The sequence below is a fragment of the Gardnerella sp. DNF01198P genome (assembly GCF_049244165.1).
GTDB classification, from domain to species: domain Bacteria; phylum Actinomycetota; class Actinomycetes; order Actinomycetales; family Bifidobacteriaceae; genus Bifidobacterium; species Bifidobacterium swidsinskii.
Genome location: NZ_CP058382.1, coordinates 1,092,089 through 1,106,496, shown reverse-complemented (window position 1 = coordinate 1,106,496; position 14,408 = coordinate 1,092,089). Strand labels below are relative to the sequence as shown.

The window sequence follows — 14,408 nt, the reverse complement described above, 5'->3', positions numbered from 1 at the left end:
CTGCTGATTCGCCAAGCGAAGAAGAAAAATCGAAAAATCTCTGCGATAGACACGGTTATTAACGAATTAGCACGCAGAGTTTGGGGGATTTCTTTACGAGCACTAAAAGAGGACTGATGGAGCAACGTTCGTAGAGAACAAAGTATGCATGAGAGTCTTTAACAGCCAAAGCGACTGAAGGACGGGACGTGCGAGGAGAGAAATCCCCCAAAACTTGCGCCACGTTAAGAATGATGCCTAAAACTCGCCACGCTATGAGCGCGAAAGCAGGTAGTTTCGCAGCCTTGTACACCACCACAATGTAAAGTTGCGGTATGGAAAGTGCGAACATAACAGATAGTGCAACTACTGAAACCAACTGCAACGAAAGCAGCACGAACTCTTCCGCACTCACCTCAAGAAGCCTTATTAAAGCCGGTTTTGCTCGCCCGGATGCCGCACGTTGCGCAATGATGGCAATATGCAAAAACTGCAATAAAATATCGTTTGAAACACTACTAAGAAGCGCGCTCACAGTTGAAGATCCAGATTCTGCATTGCTTTCATTGCAAGATTTAAGTGAAACATACCCCGAAATAATAAATAATATTTCAACTTCAAATTCGCAAGTATCTGACTCATTAACAAGCCTAATGCAAGTATTAGGTGCGTCTAACGCGTTGGCAATGCTTATGCGCACAAGACCTAATCTTATAAAAGCTGCAGCAAATGACCCGAATCATCTTTTTGCAATGACTAGGGAAGAACGCGTAAAAGACTTACTCGAAGCAATACAAGCTTACACTGCAACAGTTGTTTCTTCTGAAAGCAGCGATTCTAACACAATTTACTTAACATCACTCGGCTTTGCACAAGCAGTTTCTGCGCTTCGTGCGCGCTACCGTGAGCATGTTGCTGCAATTATGGCGGCTGATTTAGCGAGCGCTGACCCTGTTGAAGTGCAGCCAGATATTAGTCGTAAGCTTTCCGACGCTGCCGATGCTGTTTTAGAGGCAGCGTTGTCTATTTCGCGAGGACAGGTTACTGGTTCTTCCGCATGCAGATTTGCGATTATTGCTATGGGCAAGCTTGGAGCGCAAGAAATTAACTACGTTTCCGATATCGATTTGATTTATGTTGTGGAGCCTGCGGATTTAAGCAACAAGCAGAACCAGGATGCTGCTTTGCGCGTTGGTGTTTCTATGGCAATGGTTTTGCAAAAAGTATGCCAGTCGGTGGTTATGGGCTCTGTGGAGCCTCCGCTTTGGCAGATTGATACTGCGCTTCGCCCGGAAGGTAAGGATGGTCCTCTTGTTCGTAGGCTTGATTCTCATAGAGAATATTATGAAAAGTGGGCGAGTAGCTGGGAGTTTCAGGCGCTTTTGAAGTCGCGCCCTGCAGCAGGGGATACGGATCTTGGAAAAGCTTATCGCGATATGGTTGAGCCGTTTATTTGGAAGGCTTCTGGTCGTGAGCATTTTGTAGCTGACTGCCAGCATATGCGTCAGCGTGTGGAGTCGCTTATTCCGGCTTCTCAACGCGATTTGGATATGAAACTTGGTAAAGGCGGCTTGCGCGATGTTGAGTTTACTGTGCAAATGCTGCAGCTTGTGCACGGAAGTGAGGATGAGTCGCTTCGAGTAAGGGATACTATTTCCGCTTTGCAAGCGTTGGCTCAAGGTGGCTACGTCTCTAGGTCTCAGGCGGCGCTATTGGCAGAACACTACCGTTTTGAGCGTGTTCTTGAGCATCGTCAGCAAATGTGGAGTATGCATCGCACGCATTTGTTCCCAGATTTGGGTGCGCAAGGAAACGGCGGCTTGGATCGCGCGCGCACAATTTCTACAGAGCAGCTTAACAACAATGAGCAGATTTGCCGCCTTGCTCGTGCTGTGCGGCTTCGTCCGGAAGAGTTAGTTGCGCGTTTTGATAAAGCTCGTCGTGAAATTCGGCACTTGCATAAGGATATTTACTACCGTCCGATGCTTCCTATTAACGCTCAAACGGATGCGGATCCTATTGTACTTTCGCCGGAGGCTGCTCGCGCGCGCTTTGCTTCTATTGGTTTTGCGGATGCTCGCGCAGCACAGTTGCATGTTGAAGCGCTTACAGAGGGGCTTTCTAGGGCTGCTAAAATTCATAGAATTTTGCTTCCGGCAGTGTTGAAGTGGCTTGGCGACGGGCAGAATCCGGATATGGGTTTGCTTGCGTGGCGGCGTCTTGCGGAGCGTTTTGGCGGAAAAAATACGTATCTTGGTTTTTTGCGTGATTCTCCTTCCGCAGCTCAGCGTCTTTGCCACGTTTTGGCGGATTCGCGCTATCTTGGCGACGCTATGATGCAGTCTATGCAGTCTATTACTTGGCTTGGAGACGACGAAGCGTTATCTGCGCGCGATAGGGCAAGTCTTGACATGCAAACTAGTGCAATGGTTGCGCGTTATGCAAGTAATATTGCGGATTTTGCGCAGTCTTTGCGCGCTCTTCGCCGGCAGGAAATTGAGCGAGTTGCTTTAGCTTGGATGTGTGGTCTAATTGATGACGATACTTCTATGCTTGCAATGAGTGATGTGTTTGATGCTATTTTAGATGCGACTTTGCAATGGTCCATGCGTGAAGCTGTGTCAGTCATGAATTTGAATGCTCCTCAAGCTGAAATTGCTATTATTGCTTTAGGTCGTTACGGTGGTAGAGAAGTAAACTTCTGTTCTGACGCAGATATTATGGTAATTTACAAGCCTGTTGGTGAAGATTGCGATTTCAACGCAGCTCACCGCTTTGCGCAAAAAACTGTAGATATTTTGCGTAATATTTTGCAAGGTCCTCTTACGCTTGAACCAAAAATCATGGTCGATTTGGATTTGCGTCCGGAAGGAAAAGACGGTCCGCTTGTTCGTTCGCTAGAATCTTGCGAAAAGTATTATCGTCAATGGGCTAGCACTTGGGAGCATCAAGCGTTGTTGCGAGCGCGTTTTGCTGCAGGTTCTAAGGAGTTGGCGGATGCTTTGCTTGATGGCGTTGTAAACGAATTGCGTTACGCTGCAAATCCTCTTAGTGATTCTCAGCTTGCTGAAACTCGTAAGCTCAAAGCGCGCATGGAAGCGGAGCGTTTGCCTCGAGGTGTGAGTAGGGACAGGCATTTGAAGCTTGGTCGTGGCAGTTTAAGCGATGTTGAGTGGACTGTGCAATTGATGCAATTGCAATATGCTTCAAAGCATGAATCTTTACGAGTAGTTGGAACTATGCAAGCGTTGAAAGCATTGCAATCTGAGCATTTTATAAGCGACGAGGATGCTGAAGTTTTAAGCCGCTGCTGGCATATGTGTTCCGCGGTGCGCAACGCAAACTTCTTGTGGTCTGGCTCAATGGCTCGCGCAGATATTATTCCAACTGACTCGTATTCTTTGGGTGGAATTGCAACTTACCTTGGCTACGAGCCGAACCAGGGCCGCGTTTTTGAAAACGATCTTTTAGCAACTATGCGTCAGTGCCGTGAAATCATGTCTCGTCTTTTCTACGCTCGCTAATTTCTCAATCTTTAGTCGCTTCACATTTATTGTTGCATTCTCTTCTTTAGGTTATAATTTCAGGACGGGAGGTGATTTTAATGAAAAATACAGTAATGAGTAATAATGTAAAAGAAAGAGCCAACACTTCAGTTTTTTATGCTGATGTTTCTGCGCCTATAAAACAAGCAGTCAGTGGTGAAAATTTAGAAGAAAATGACGAATTATTATCTACTGATTTTGCTGCAAAACTTATGCATAGTTATAAGCAGTCAGTTTCTGGTTTAGTGCGTCCGTATGCGGATGTTTTTGCTGAGTTAGAAAAGGGCTTGTAATGAGTTCCTTTGATATTCTTGTTACTCAGGATGCAGAAAACGATTTAAAAAATATAAGAGACTATATTGCATCTAATATCTCTAAGAAAACTTCCGTAAGAATTTATTAATTTTATTAAATCTAGTATCGAAAGACTGTCTCTTTTTCCTCAGTTTGCACCTGTAGTTAAGTATGAGCCTTGGAATTCACTTGGTGTGCGTCGTATTATTGTAAAGAATTTTCTTGTTTATTACAGAGTTGTTTTAGAAGAAAATACAGTTTATATTTTGAAGGTTACTTATGGTAAACGTAATCAACAAACTGTATTGGAACAAATAGATTTATTGGATTAAGTACTTATTAAATGTTGCATAATAAGTTATAGTTCTCCGCCACTCCGGGGGTGGGGGATTCGTCAACGCTAATCAGTAAAATTACGTAGGTCGCGTGTGGTTGCGACCGTTTGCCAATTGACGGAAGGTGAGCGGTACTTATTATGACGAACGCAATTTCTAGTTCTTTACATCAAACTTTTTCTCGCAGCACAATTGCAAATTCTCTAGCTGGCAAAAGTGTTGTTACATTAGACGATATTTCAACTGCGCAAATACGAATGCTCTTAGACAAAGCGCGATACATTGATTCGCACCGTAAAGAAGTGGCTCACACTTGCGATGGCAGAGTGTTGGCCACTCTTTTTTATGAGCCGAGCACGCGCACTCGCTTAAGCTTCGAAACAGCAATGCTGCGTTTAGGCGGAAAGGTAATCGGTTTTGCAGGTGCGCAACTTTCCAGCGCAAGCAAGGGTGAAACTGTAAACGATACTTTGAAAGTCGTGTCTAATTATGTTGATGTTGTTGCAATGCGTCACCCAAAGGAGGGTGCTGCTTTCGTTGCTACGCAAGCTGTGAGCACGCCTATTATTAACGCAGGTGACGGCGGCCACATGCACCCAACTCAAACTCTTGCAGACTTGGCAACTATTCTCGCGCGTTTTGGTCGCCTTAATAATCTCACTGTCGGTTTGTGCGGCGACTTAACTTATGGACGCACAGTTCACTCGCTTATTGAAACTTTGTGCCGCTTTGGAAACGTTCATTTTGTGCTGATTAGCCCGGATGAGCTTAAAACTCCGCAGTACGTAATCGACCGCATTAATGACACTCCTTCGTGCACTTACGAAGAAACTCGCGACTTGATGGAAGTTATTGGCAAGCTTGACGTGCTTTACATGACTCGCGTGCAAGAAGAGCGTTTTACGGATCGCGAGCAATACTTGCGACTTCGTGACACGTACATTTTGACTGAAGAAAAATTGCAAAAAGCAAAGTCGCATATGCCTGTGCTGCATCCGCTTCCTCGAATTAACGAGATTTCTGTTGACGTTGATGACGATCCTCGCGCAGCATATTTTGAGCAGGTTAAAAACGGTATGCTTATGCGTATGGCTTTGGAAAGTTCCGTTCTTGGAGACGAGCTTTGCGGCTACGAACCAACTGATTTTGTAAACGTGCCAGAAGACGAATTGCAAGCAGTTGACGCACATGGAATTTCATTAACGGATCCTCGCGTGCACGTAACAGACGTGAATGCGCCTGAAGATCTTACTTGCCCGAATCCTCGTTGCATAACAAACAGCGAACTAACTCTTAAACGTAAGTTCTACAAAGCTGATTCCGTAAGGCAAGAGTATCGTTGCATGTATTGCGACGAAGAAGCAGAAACTAAATAAAAAATTTAATAATATTATTATATAACTGTAAAAATTACGCAAAACCAGGAGTGAAATGAACGAATCAGGCACCTTAACTTTGCGCAATATCTCTGTGTGGGATACTAGCGAACGTATTGATCTTATTGTTGATGGCGTTCGTCAGGATGCCCTTATAGAGCAGAATGCGCGCGTTACTGGCGATATTGACGCAAGTGATTGGGTTGTTGCTCCTGGTTTTGCAGATCCGCATGTGCATTTTAGAGATCCAGGACAAACAGCAAAAGAAACAATGATGACCGGCAGTGAGGCTGCTGCGGCTGGCGGTTATACGCAAGTTTTGATTATGCCAAATACTGTTCCAGCTCTTGACGGCGAGCCTTGGGAAGATGCTCCATTTGATGTAGATAATGTAGTCGACTATTTGCAGCGCTATGGCTGCATTTACGGCGTAAAATTGCCAGTTCGCTACGATTTGAGCGTGTGCGCATCATTGAATCGTAAAGGCTTAAAGCCAAGCAATATTGAGCTTTGGAAAAAGTATGTTGCTGGAATCGACGACGACGAAAAAACTTCTCCTATGAAAAAGCACCCGATTACTGCTATAAGCGACGACGGTGCTGCAGTGCCTGAACCGATTTTGCGAGATGTGTTAGCTATGGCAAAACAAACTGGTTTGCCATTCGTGGAGCATTGTGAGCATCATGATACGGGAGCTGTGAACGAGGGTCCGGTCGCAAAAATGCTTGGTGTTGGTGGAATTCCAGCTTCTACTGAGCTTGCAATTGTTCAGCGAGATATTGATGCTTCCCGCGAAACTGGCGTACATGTGCATTTCCAGCATGTGAGCACTGCTGCTGCGTTTGAAGCTATTCGTAAGGCAAAGAAAGAGGATTTGCCGATTACGTGCGAAACTGCGCCTCACTATCTAGCTTTGTGTGATGAGGATGTTTTGCGATATGGTGCTATGGCTAAGATGAATCCTCCTCTTCGTTCAAAAGCGGATCGTCAAGCAACGCTCGCTGCTATTGCGGATGGCACAATTGACATGATTGCAACAGATCACGCGCCTCACACTGCGGAAGAAAAGTCAGGAGATTTTGCAAGCACTCCTAACGGAATTATTGGGCTTGAGTGCGCGTATGGCGTGTGCCGCAAAGTTTTGGTTGATGCAGGATATACGGACGATAAGCATTTAATCGAATTAATGGCAGTAAATCCAATGCAATTGATGAGCAGAAGACCTACTGATATTGCGGCTTTGCTTAACGTTTCTTCGCGATGCGCAAACAAGCGAACGCTGCGTTTAAGTATTACTGAGCACCCTGAAAACGTTGATTTAGTGCTGATTAATATGCGCGAAAATTGGGCGGTTGACGCAAATTCGTTCCATTCAAAAGCTCGAAACACTCCTTTTGATGGATGGCAACTTACGGGCAGGCCTGTTGCGACGATTATTGGTTCAGAAATTGCTTTCTCGAGAATGTGATTGATTAAATATAAATTTGGAATGGTAGTAAATTATGGACGAACTTATTGAAGCGATTGCAACCAAGCAAAATCCTAGCGTAGTGGGCTTGGATCCTAAGCCTGGAATTGTTCCTGCCGAAATTATTAGCTCTCTTGCGGACGAAGTTTTGCAAGAAGTAGAAGGCGAGGATGCGCTGCCAACGCTTTTAGCTACAGCTTATTTTGAGTTTAATCGCGCTATTATCGACGCGGTTGCAGATTTTGTGCCGGCTGTAAAGCCGCAAATTGCGATGTACGAAGCACTAGGTTCCGCTGGAATGGACACGTACGCAATGACTTGCGAATACGCAAAATCGCAAGGATTAGTTGTAATAGGTGACGCAAAGCGCGGAGATATTGGCTCTACAGCTGGTCAGTATGCTGCTCATTTAAGCGGTTTCGCTAATCTTTCTTCATATTTTGAAGACGAAAATGCTACTGGTAACGCGCTTCCTCAATCTCTTAAAAATCTTCTAAAAAGCTCTAAAAATCTTGACGTTTGGCATGAAGATTCGCTTACAGTAAACCCTTATATGGGTTCGGATGGCGTGAAGCCTTTTATCGATGAAGCGGTAGCGCACGATAAAAGCATTTTTGTGCTGCTTCGCACTTCGAATCCTTCTAGCAAAGAGCTGCAGGAGCTTATTTTGCAAGATGGCAAGCCAGTGTATGAGCATATGGCTGATTTGATTGAGAACTGGGGTGCTTCAAGCATTGGTAAGCACGGTTATTCAAGAGTTGGTGCAGTTGTAGGTGCCACGCATCCGCAGGAGGGCAAGCATTTGCGCGAGATTATGCCGCACACTTTCTTCTTGGTTCCAGGCTATGGTGCTCAAGGCGGTACTGCTCAAGATGTTGCTGGAATGTTTGATGCAAATTCTGAAGGTGCTATTGTCAATTCTTCGCGCGGTATTATTGGTGCTTGGAAAAAGTCTGAAGATTACGCTAAAAATCAAGGGCACATGTCTCTCGATGACATTCTTGATATTGTGCGTGATTCTGCAGCTGTTGCTGCGAAAAATATGCGTGACGACTTGAGAAATGCAGTGTATCGCTAGAATGTATAACTAAAATAAATATAACTAAAAATATAATTAAAATTAAAAATAAAACGCAACGGTACAAAACACATACAAGGGTAGGGGAAACCACATGAGTGATGGCATGTTTATTCCAACGCGAAAAGCCTCTGGAAACGCCATAATTACGTTACGTGAAGACGCTTTTGATTCTTCCGGCTCAAGTTCTGCAGACGAAAGCAATAATGCAAAATATTCGCGCCTTTGGGGGCGTAGAGCTGTAGAAGTACTCAATAATGAGAAGCTAGACGAAGGCGTGTACCGTTTGACTTTGCGAGATTCTGAGATTGCTAAAAAAGCTGCTCCTGCGCAATTTGTGAACTTGTATTCCCCTGACCCGACTGCTATGCTTCCGCGTCCTTTTGGAGTTGCAAGCGTAGAAGGCGATACTTTTACTTTGATTTTTGCTGTGATTGGCAAAGGCACTGCTAAGTTTGCTGAGCTTAAGCCAGGAGATAGCATTGACGCTCTTGGACCTTTGGGACTTGGCTTTAATATTTCCAAACCTGCACATTATCTGTTGGTCAGTGGCGGCTTGGGTGTGCCACCTATTTTGTGTGCTGCTCAAGCGCTTTCAAAGTGTGAAGATTCTAGCGTAACGGCAGTGCTTGGCTACCGTAATAAGCGTTTTGCAGATGATTTAACGAAAGAATATATTTCAGACGTACACAGTATTACGAATGCTGAAGGAACTGTTATTACGCTGCTAGACGAGCTTGAAGAAAGTCAGCATTTTAATTTTGGAGACGATTTACCAACGGTGATTTTGTCTTGCGGTCCTTTGCCTATGATGAAAGCCGTAGCTCACTGGGCGCATGAAAGAAATATTGAATGCCAACTCAGTTTGGAAGCGCGTATGGGCTGCGGATACGGAACTTGCGTTGCTTGCGTTGTTGACACTTTGGAAGGCAGGCTGAAAGTTTGCAACGACGGTCCTGTTTTTGATGCGAATCGTTTGGGTTGGGAGTAAAAAATATGAATGCTGTAAATAATGACGAAAATAATTCTGTAAATAACGCAAATTCCGCAACAAATTCCGCTGAAACTTTTGGCTTTGACACTAGCCACGTTTGGAAACATCCAACTCAAGTTGCAGGCGTTAAGTGGAAAAACATGGTTGGTACAGCTTCTGGAACTTTCCAGCTTGCAGCTTGCCGACGTTTTTACGACGTAAGCCAACTCGGCGCAATTTGCACAAAAGGCGTTTCACCTGTTCCGTGGGAAGGAAATCCTTCTCCGCGCACTGCAGAATCTCCTTCTGGCATGGTAAACGCAGTTGGATTGCAAAATCCTGGCGTCGACCACTACTTAGTAGACGAGCTTCCGAAACTAAAGAAAATGGGAGCGCTTGTTATTACTAATGTTGCAGGGCACAGTGACGACGATTATGCGCAAGTTGTTGAAAAGCTTGCAGATTCTGCTGCAGACATGCTTGAAATTAACGTAAGCTGCCCAAACGTAACTCACGGCGGAATGAGCGTTGGCACGGATCCGGTGGCATTACACCGCTTAATTAAGCGACTTCGCGCAATGACAGATAAGCCAATGATTGTAAAAATGACGCCAAATGTGACGGATATTGTCTCGATTTGCAAAGCTGCAGTTGATGCTGGAGCAGATGCTTTAAGCATGATTAATACGCTTGTTGGTTTGCGAATTGATATTCGAACAGGCGAGCCTATTATTGCAAACCGCACAGGCGGTGTTTCCGGTCCTGCAATCTTCCCGATTGGTCTTGGATTTGTGTGGCGAGTTCGTCAAGCTATGCCAGATATTCCAATTATTGGCATTGGTGGCATTGATTCCGGCGAAAAAGCTTTGGAATACTTGTATGCTGGCGCTAATGCTGTAGAAGTTGGTGCTGCCGCTTTGGTGGATCCTACTGCTCCTATTCGCATTGCTCGCGAGCTTGATGATTTGCTTGATTCTCGTCCAAAGCTTGCGTCTTTACTTGCCGAAGGAAAGACTTGGCGCTGAAATTAAGTATTTAAAAGGTAGTTAAAAAGTATTTAGAAAATATTTAAGAAATTATTTAGAAAGTATTTAAAAATATTTTAAGAAAGAGAGCTAATTATGGCAGAATTAGACGAACGTTTTACAAAGTTTTTGCTTGATTCAGGCGCGCTTAAATTTGGTGACTTTACACTGAAATCTGGTCGTCAATCACCTTATTTTATTAACGCTGGCGCTTTTGACGACGGCATGAAAATCGCGAGCTTAGGCGCGTACTATGCTCAGCGCGTTGTTGCAGCAATCGAAGACGGCAAACTTCCGCAAGATATCGACACTGTTTTCGGTCCTGCTTATAAGGGCATTCCGCTGGCAGTTTCTACGGCAATGGCTTTGACGAATAATCACAATATGCCTGTTGGTTTTACTTTCGACCGCAAAGAACGAAAGGACCACGGCGACGGCGGAATTATGGTTGGAAAACCGTTAAAAGACGGCATGAAAGTTCTGTTAGTTGACGACGTGATGACTGCTGGAACTGCAGTTCGCGAAACTTTGCCAAAGCTTAAAGCGGAAGCAAATGTGCAAGTTGTTGGCTTGATTTTGGCAGTAGACAGAATGGAACGCACGAAAGACAGTGAGCTTTCTGCAGTAAAAGCAGTAGAGCAGGAGTTTGGATTCCCAGTTTTGCCAATTGCAAATGTGCGCGAAATTTTCGCTGCAGCTCAAAAACTCACTAATAGTGACGGTAAGCCAGTTATGGATGAGGAATTAGCTTCGCGCGCTGCAGATTACTTGCGTACGTATGGTGCGTAACTATCTTCTACAATTTCGGAACCAAACGGCCACAACGCAAGTTTTGCCATTTTGAAAGATTGTATGCCAAATGGAATGCCAACAATTGTGCAGCAGCAAATGAATCCTGAAACGATATAACCTAATGCAAGCATTGGCCCAATGAAAAATACAATCCATAATATGTTCCAAATTGTGCTAGTGCCGCCTCGGTAAATAACGTGTTTTCCAAATGGCGTGAGTGTGAGCTTTGCCATTTTGAATGCTTGAATACCGAATGGTACGCCAATAACGGTTATGCAAAGAAGGAAACTTATAAGTAACCAGCTTGCAGCAATGAAGAGACCGCCGAATATCAGCCACACAATATTGCCAAGAAGTTTCATATTATTAAGTATATAATTTCGCTGCTATCGGTACACGAATGCATAAGTTGACACTTTGTGGCATAATAAGCAAGGTTTATTTCTTAGCTGCTTAATTTGCAGCCTATTAGCGAAAGAAACGGGTAACTCGTGGCACAGACTACCAATGATATTAAGAATGGATCGGTTTTGAACCTTGACGGTCAGCTTTGGACCGTCGTTAAGTTCCAGCACGTGAAGCCAGGCAAGGGTCCTGCTTTTGTGCGTACCACCATTAAGAACGTGCTCTCGGGCAAGATTGTCGACAAGACTTTTAATGCCGGCATGAAGATGGAGTTCGAGACCGTTGATAACCGCACGTTGCAATATTCATACGAAGATGGCGACAACTTCGTCTTTATGGATATGACCACTTACGACCAGGTTTATATTCCTAAGGTTTTAGTTGGCGAGCAGAGCAAGTATTTGCTTGAGGGCACCGACTGCATCGTAAGCTTCCATGACGGTACTCCTTTGAGCGTTGAGCTTCCAGCTTCAGTGATTTTGACTATTACTCACACTGAGCCAGGCTTGCAAGGCAACCGTTCTAACGCTGGTACTAAGCCTGCAACAGTGGAAACCGGTGCTGAAATCCAGGTTCCACTCTTTGTGGGTGAAGGCGAAAAGGTGAAGGTCGACACTCGTGACGGCTCTTATCTTGGTCGTGAAAACTAAAGAATTAATTATCTAATTAAAATAATTAGTTATCTAATTAAATTAGCTATTTATTTCTCAATAATTTTTATAGAGTGACCCGGTGGCGATTATTCGTTGCTGGGTCGCGTAATTTTTGATACAACTTTATTAAGTAATTTTTATACGTTACACAGAAGGGCGTTACGATGGCACGTTCTACCGCTCGTAAAAGGGCTTTGAATACGCTGTATGAGGCGGATGAGAAGAATCAGCATATTCTTTCTTTGCTTGAGGAGCGAGTTAAGGAGCCTGGCGCTCAAACTCCGCTCCCAGAGTACGCTATTGAGATTGTTCGAGGCGTAGGAGAGCGACGTAACAGAATCGACAAGACGCTAAACCGCTATTCGACTGGCTGGAAAGTTGGCAGAATGGCTGTTATCGATCGCAATATTTTGCGCATTGCGGTGTGGGAAATGCTTCTTAACGATGAGATTCCAGATAAAGTTGCTATTGACGAGGCGATTGCGCTCGCAAAAATGTATAGCGATGACGAAGCTATTGCGTTTATTCACGGCTTACTAAGCGCGATTATGGCAGATAAAGATGCTTGCTTGGCAAAGTTTAATGGCGAATCTCAAGACTCTAGCGACGAGGCTGCGGAACCTACTGCTGACACTCAGGAGTAGTTGAGTTAGTATTTTCGCAGACATCGATTTCTGTTGATTGGGTAACACTAGCATTAATGCTCTGCTTACGCCACGCTAAACATTCCTATCAATTACAAGACAAAGTGTAAGTTATTGCGCTATTCCACGCACTTTGCGTAACTTTTTGCACGAGTCTATGAGTTTTGTGTTGTTGGTTAGTGTGTTGAGAGGCTGGAAAAATTGTGTTCAGTGCTAAAAGAGGACTGAGAAGCTACATTCTTTAAATATAGGCGAACACAATAAGCGCTTTTAGCAGCCAGAGCGCCCGAAGGACTGGGCGTGACGACCTGCCGAAGCGCTTAAAGCGTAGCGCGCGAAGGCAACTCGGAGCGTGAGCTTGCTCAAGTTGAAAGCACGGTGTGCTTTCAACGCAAGCTCAGCAGCGAGTACACGCAAAGTGTACGAGCGCTATAAGCGCAAACACAATTTTTCTAGCCTCGTCAAAACCAAAAAACTAAATCAGTTACAAAACTCATAGACGATACTCAAGAACACATAACGCGCAATAACTTATTGCCGGCGCGTCGCCCGTCCGCCAACCTGAGTAGACTTACCACGAATATCCTAAAGCCATAAGGGGGTTAAGGTGGATTACAACGACACCTTTGCCGGATTCGGCAGTGATGATGCAGTATTGGTGTTGGAGGATGGTCAGGTTTACGTTGGTAAGCCTTTTGGTGCGCAAGGTTCTACGCGCGCTGAGATTGTGTTCTCCACGGGCATGACTGGTTATCAAGAAACATTAACTGATCCAAGTTATGATCAACAAATCGTAGTTCAAACATTCCCACATATAGGTAATACGGGAATGAATCATGAAGATCCAGAATCTGCCCACATTTGGGTTGCAGGTTACGTGGTTAAGGAGCCAAGCCCAGTAGTTAGCAATTGGCGAGCTGAAGGTTCCTTGGAAGACGATTTACAAAAGCAAGGTATCGTTGGCATTAGTGGTATTGATACTCGAAAGCTGGTACGTCATTTACGCTCGGTAGGCGTTATGCGTGCCGGCATTTTTTCTAATAAGGCCCTGGTTGATTCGTCAACCGGGGCTTTTCGTACCGTTGCTTCTTTCGTTGACGAAATTAAGCAGACTCCTCAAATGCAAGGCTTGCGCTTAACGGATGAAGTCAGCACTAAAGAAACGTATACGATTGAGCCTTGCGGTGATTTTGAAGGAAAAGATCCGCTTTACACGGTTGTAGCAGTTGACTTTGGTATTAAATCCATGACTCCTCACCGTTTGGCTGAGCGCGGCTGCCGTGTGCACGTCGTAAGCTCCTCAATAAGCTTCGAATCGCTGCAAGCTCTTAACGCAGACGGTGTATTCTTCTCGAATGGTCCTGGAGATCCTGGCCAAGCAAATCGCGAAGTTGAGCTTTTGCGTAAAGTTTTGGATGCAGGCTACCCGTTCTTTGGTATCTGCTTTGGAAACCAGTTGCTTGGTCGCGCGCTCGGCTTTGGCACTTACAAGCTGAAGTTTGGTCACCGCGGTATTAATCAGCCTGTAAAAGACGTTACAACCGGAAAAGTGGAAGTTACAGCTCATAATCACGGCTTTGCAGTGGACGCTCCTCTTGACGGTCCTGTCCAATCTCCTTATGGAAACGGTCACTTTGGTCGCGTGCTAGTTTCGCATATTGACTTGAACGACAATGTTGTAGAAGGCTTGCAATGCCTTGATATTCCAGCGTTCTCAGTGCAATATCATCCGGAAGCTGCAGCAGGCCCGCACGATGCTTCCTATCTATTTGACCGTTTTGTGCAATTGATGCGCGAAAACACTCGAAAAAGCAAGTAAGATTTTAAGATTTACGGAAAGA

At 44.8% G+C, this 14,408-nt stretch carries 13 protein-coding genes; 12 read left to right on the top strand and 1 reads right to left on the bottom strand.

Features of this window, described 5'->3' with window-relative positions; genetic code table 11:
* The first annotated feature begins 314 nt into the window (after positions 1–314).
* The 9 genes from HXT44_RS04790 (at position 315) to pyrE (ending at position 10,862) form a co-directional block, all read left to right on the top strand.
* Positions 315–3,503, top strand: a complete 3,189-nt coding sequence (locus tag HXT44_RS04790) for a bifunctional [glutamine synthetase] adenylyltransferase/[glutamine synthetase]-adenylyl-L-tyrosine phosphorylase (protein ID WP_421782611.1) — start codon at positions 315–317, stop codon at positions 3,501–3,503.
* An 80-nt stretch (positions 3,504–3,583) separates the two neighbouring features.
* The gene (locus HXT44_RS04785; protein WP_174182559.1) at positions 3,584–3,817 is read left to right on the top strand and encodes a hypothetical protein; all 234 of its coding nucleotides are present in this window, start codon (positions 3,584–3,586) and stop codon (positions 3,815–3,817) included.
* Positions 3,818–3,922: 105 nt separating this feature from the next.
* Positions 3,923–4,150 carry a type II toxin-antitoxin system RelE/ParE family toxin gene (locus tag HXT44_RS04780; RefSeq protein ID WP_318255951.1) on the top strand — a complete coding sequence of 76 codons (228 nt, stop codon included), beginning with the start codon at positions 3,923–3,925 and terminating at the stop codon, positions 4,148–4,150.
* Between the two features lie 143 nt (positions 4,151–4,293).
* Positions 4,294–5,529 carry an aspartate carbamoyltransferase gene (gene pyrB, locus HXT44_RS04775; RefSeq protein WP_004119034.1) on the top strand — a complete coding sequence of 412 codons (1,236 nt, stop codon included), beginning with the start codon at positions 4,294–4,296 and terminating at the stop codon, positions 5,527–5,529.
* Between the two features lie 55 nt (positions 5,530–5,584).
* On the top strand, positions 5,585–6,997 hold the full coding sequence (locus HXT44_RS04770; RefSeq protein WP_415696161.1) for a dihydroorotase: 1,413 nt from the start codon (positions 5,585–5,587) through the stop codon (positions 6,995–6,997).
* A 34-nt stretch (positions 6,998–7,031) separates the two neighbouring features.
* The gene (gene pyrF, locus HXT44_RS04765; protein ID WP_421782609.1) at positions 7,032–8,075 is read left to right on the top strand and encodes an orotidine-5'-phosphate decarboxylase; all 1,044 of its coding nucleotides are present in this window, start codon (positions 7,032–7,034) and stop codon (positions 8,073–8,075) included.
* 94 nt (positions 8,076–8,169) lie between these two features.
* Positions 8,170–9,066, top strand: coding sequence for a dihydroorotate dehydrogenase electron transfer subunit (locus HXT44_RS04760; protein WP_012914269.1), 897 nt, complete (start codon positions 8,170–8,172; stop codon positions 9,064–9,066).
* Between the two features lie 5 nt (positions 9,067–9,071).
* On the top strand, positions 9,072–10,073 hold the full coding sequence (locus HXT44_RS04755; RefSeq protein ID WP_012914268.1) for a dihydroorotate dehydrogenase: 1,002 nt from the start codon (positions 9,072–9,074) through the stop codon (positions 10,071–10,073).
* Between the two features lie 96 nt (positions 10,074–10,169).
* Entirely contained in the window at positions 10,170–10,862 is a 693-nt protein-coding gene (gene pyrE, locus HXT44_RS04750) for an orotate phosphoribosyltransferase (RefSeq protein ID WP_012914267.1), read from the top strand.
* Here pyrE and HXT44_RS04745 read toward each other — a convergent pair.
* Positions 10,838–11,227 carry a YccF domain-containing protein gene (locus tag HXT44_RS04745; protein WP_012914266.1) on the bottom strand — a complete coding sequence of 130 codons (390 nt, stop codon included), beginning with the start codon at positions 11,225–11,227 and terminating at the stop codon, positions 10,838–10,840. The two genes, pyrE and HXT44_RS04745, sit on opposite strands and share 25 nt — an antisense overlap.
* Positions 11,228–11,356: 129 nt before the next feature.
* Here HXT44_RS04745 and efp point away from each other — a divergent pair, with 129 nt between their 5' ends.
* From efp to carA, 3 genes are all read left to right on the top strand, one after another.
* Complete coding sequence (efp, locus tag HXT44_RS04740) at positions 11,357–11,920, top strand: elongation factor P (RefSeq protein ID WP_004111770.1); 564 nt, start codon at positions 11,357–11,359, stop codon at positions 11,918–11,920.
* 167 nt (positions 11,921–12,087) lie between these two features.
* On the top strand, positions 12,088–12,567 hold the full coding sequence (nusB, locus tag HXT44_RS04735; RefSeq protein WP_102155096.1) for a transcription antitermination factor NusB: 480 nt from the start codon (positions 12,088–12,090) through the stop codon (positions 12,565–12,567).
* Between the two features lie 607 nt (positions 12,568–13,174).
* The gene (carA, locus tag HXT44_RS04730) at positions 13,175–14,386 is read left to right on the top strand and encodes a glutamine-hydrolyzing carbamoyl-phosphate synthase small subunit (protein WP_102155098.1); all 1,212 of its coding nucleotides are present in this window, start codon (positions 13,175–13,177) and stop codon (positions 14,384–14,386) included.
* Positions 14,387–14,408 lie beyond the last annotated feature (22 nt).

Excerpts from the sequence above, each read along its gene's own strand:
- HXT44_RS04755 (WP_012914268.1), top strand. The coding sequence starts at position 9,072 with ATGAATGCTGTAAATAATGACGAAAATAATTCTGTAAATAACGCAAAT.
- HXT44_RS04745 (WP_012914266.1), bottom strand. The coding sequence starts at position 11,227 with ATGAAACTTCTTGGCAATATTGTGTGGCTGATATTCGGCGGTCTCTTC.
- HXT44_RS04760 (WP_012914269.1), top strand. The coding sequence starts at position 8,170 with ATGAGTGATGGCATGTTTATTCCAACGCGAAAAGCCTCTGGAAACGCC.
- HXT44_RS04770 (WP_415696161.1), top strand. The coding sequence starts at position 5,585 with ATGAACGAATCAGGCACCTTAACTTTGCGCAATATCTCTGTGTGGGAT.
- HXT44_RS04790 (WP_421782611.1), top strand. The coding sequence starts at position 315 with ATGGAAAGTGCGAACATAACAGATAGTGCAACTACTGAAACCAACTGC.
- pyrB (WP_004119034.1), top strand. The coding sequence starts at position 4,294 with ATGACGAACGCAATTTCTAGTTCTTTACATCAAACTTTTTCTCGCAGC.
- nusB (WP_102155096.1), top strand. The coding sequence starts at position 12,088 with ATGGCACGTTCTACCGCTCGTAAAAGGGCTTTGAATACGCTGTATGAG.
- pyrF (WP_421782609.1), top strand. The coding sequence starts at position 7,032 with ATGGACGAACTTATTGAAGCGATTGCAACCAAGCAAAATCCTAGCGTA.
- HXT44_RS04785 (WP_174182559.1), top strand. The coding sequence starts at position 3,584 with ATGAAAAATACAGTAATGAGTAATAATGTAAAAGAAAGAGCCAACACT.
- pyrE (WP_012914267.1), top strand. The coding sequence starts at position 10,170 with ATGGCAGAATTAGACGAACGTTTTACAAAGTTTTTGCTTGATTCAGGC.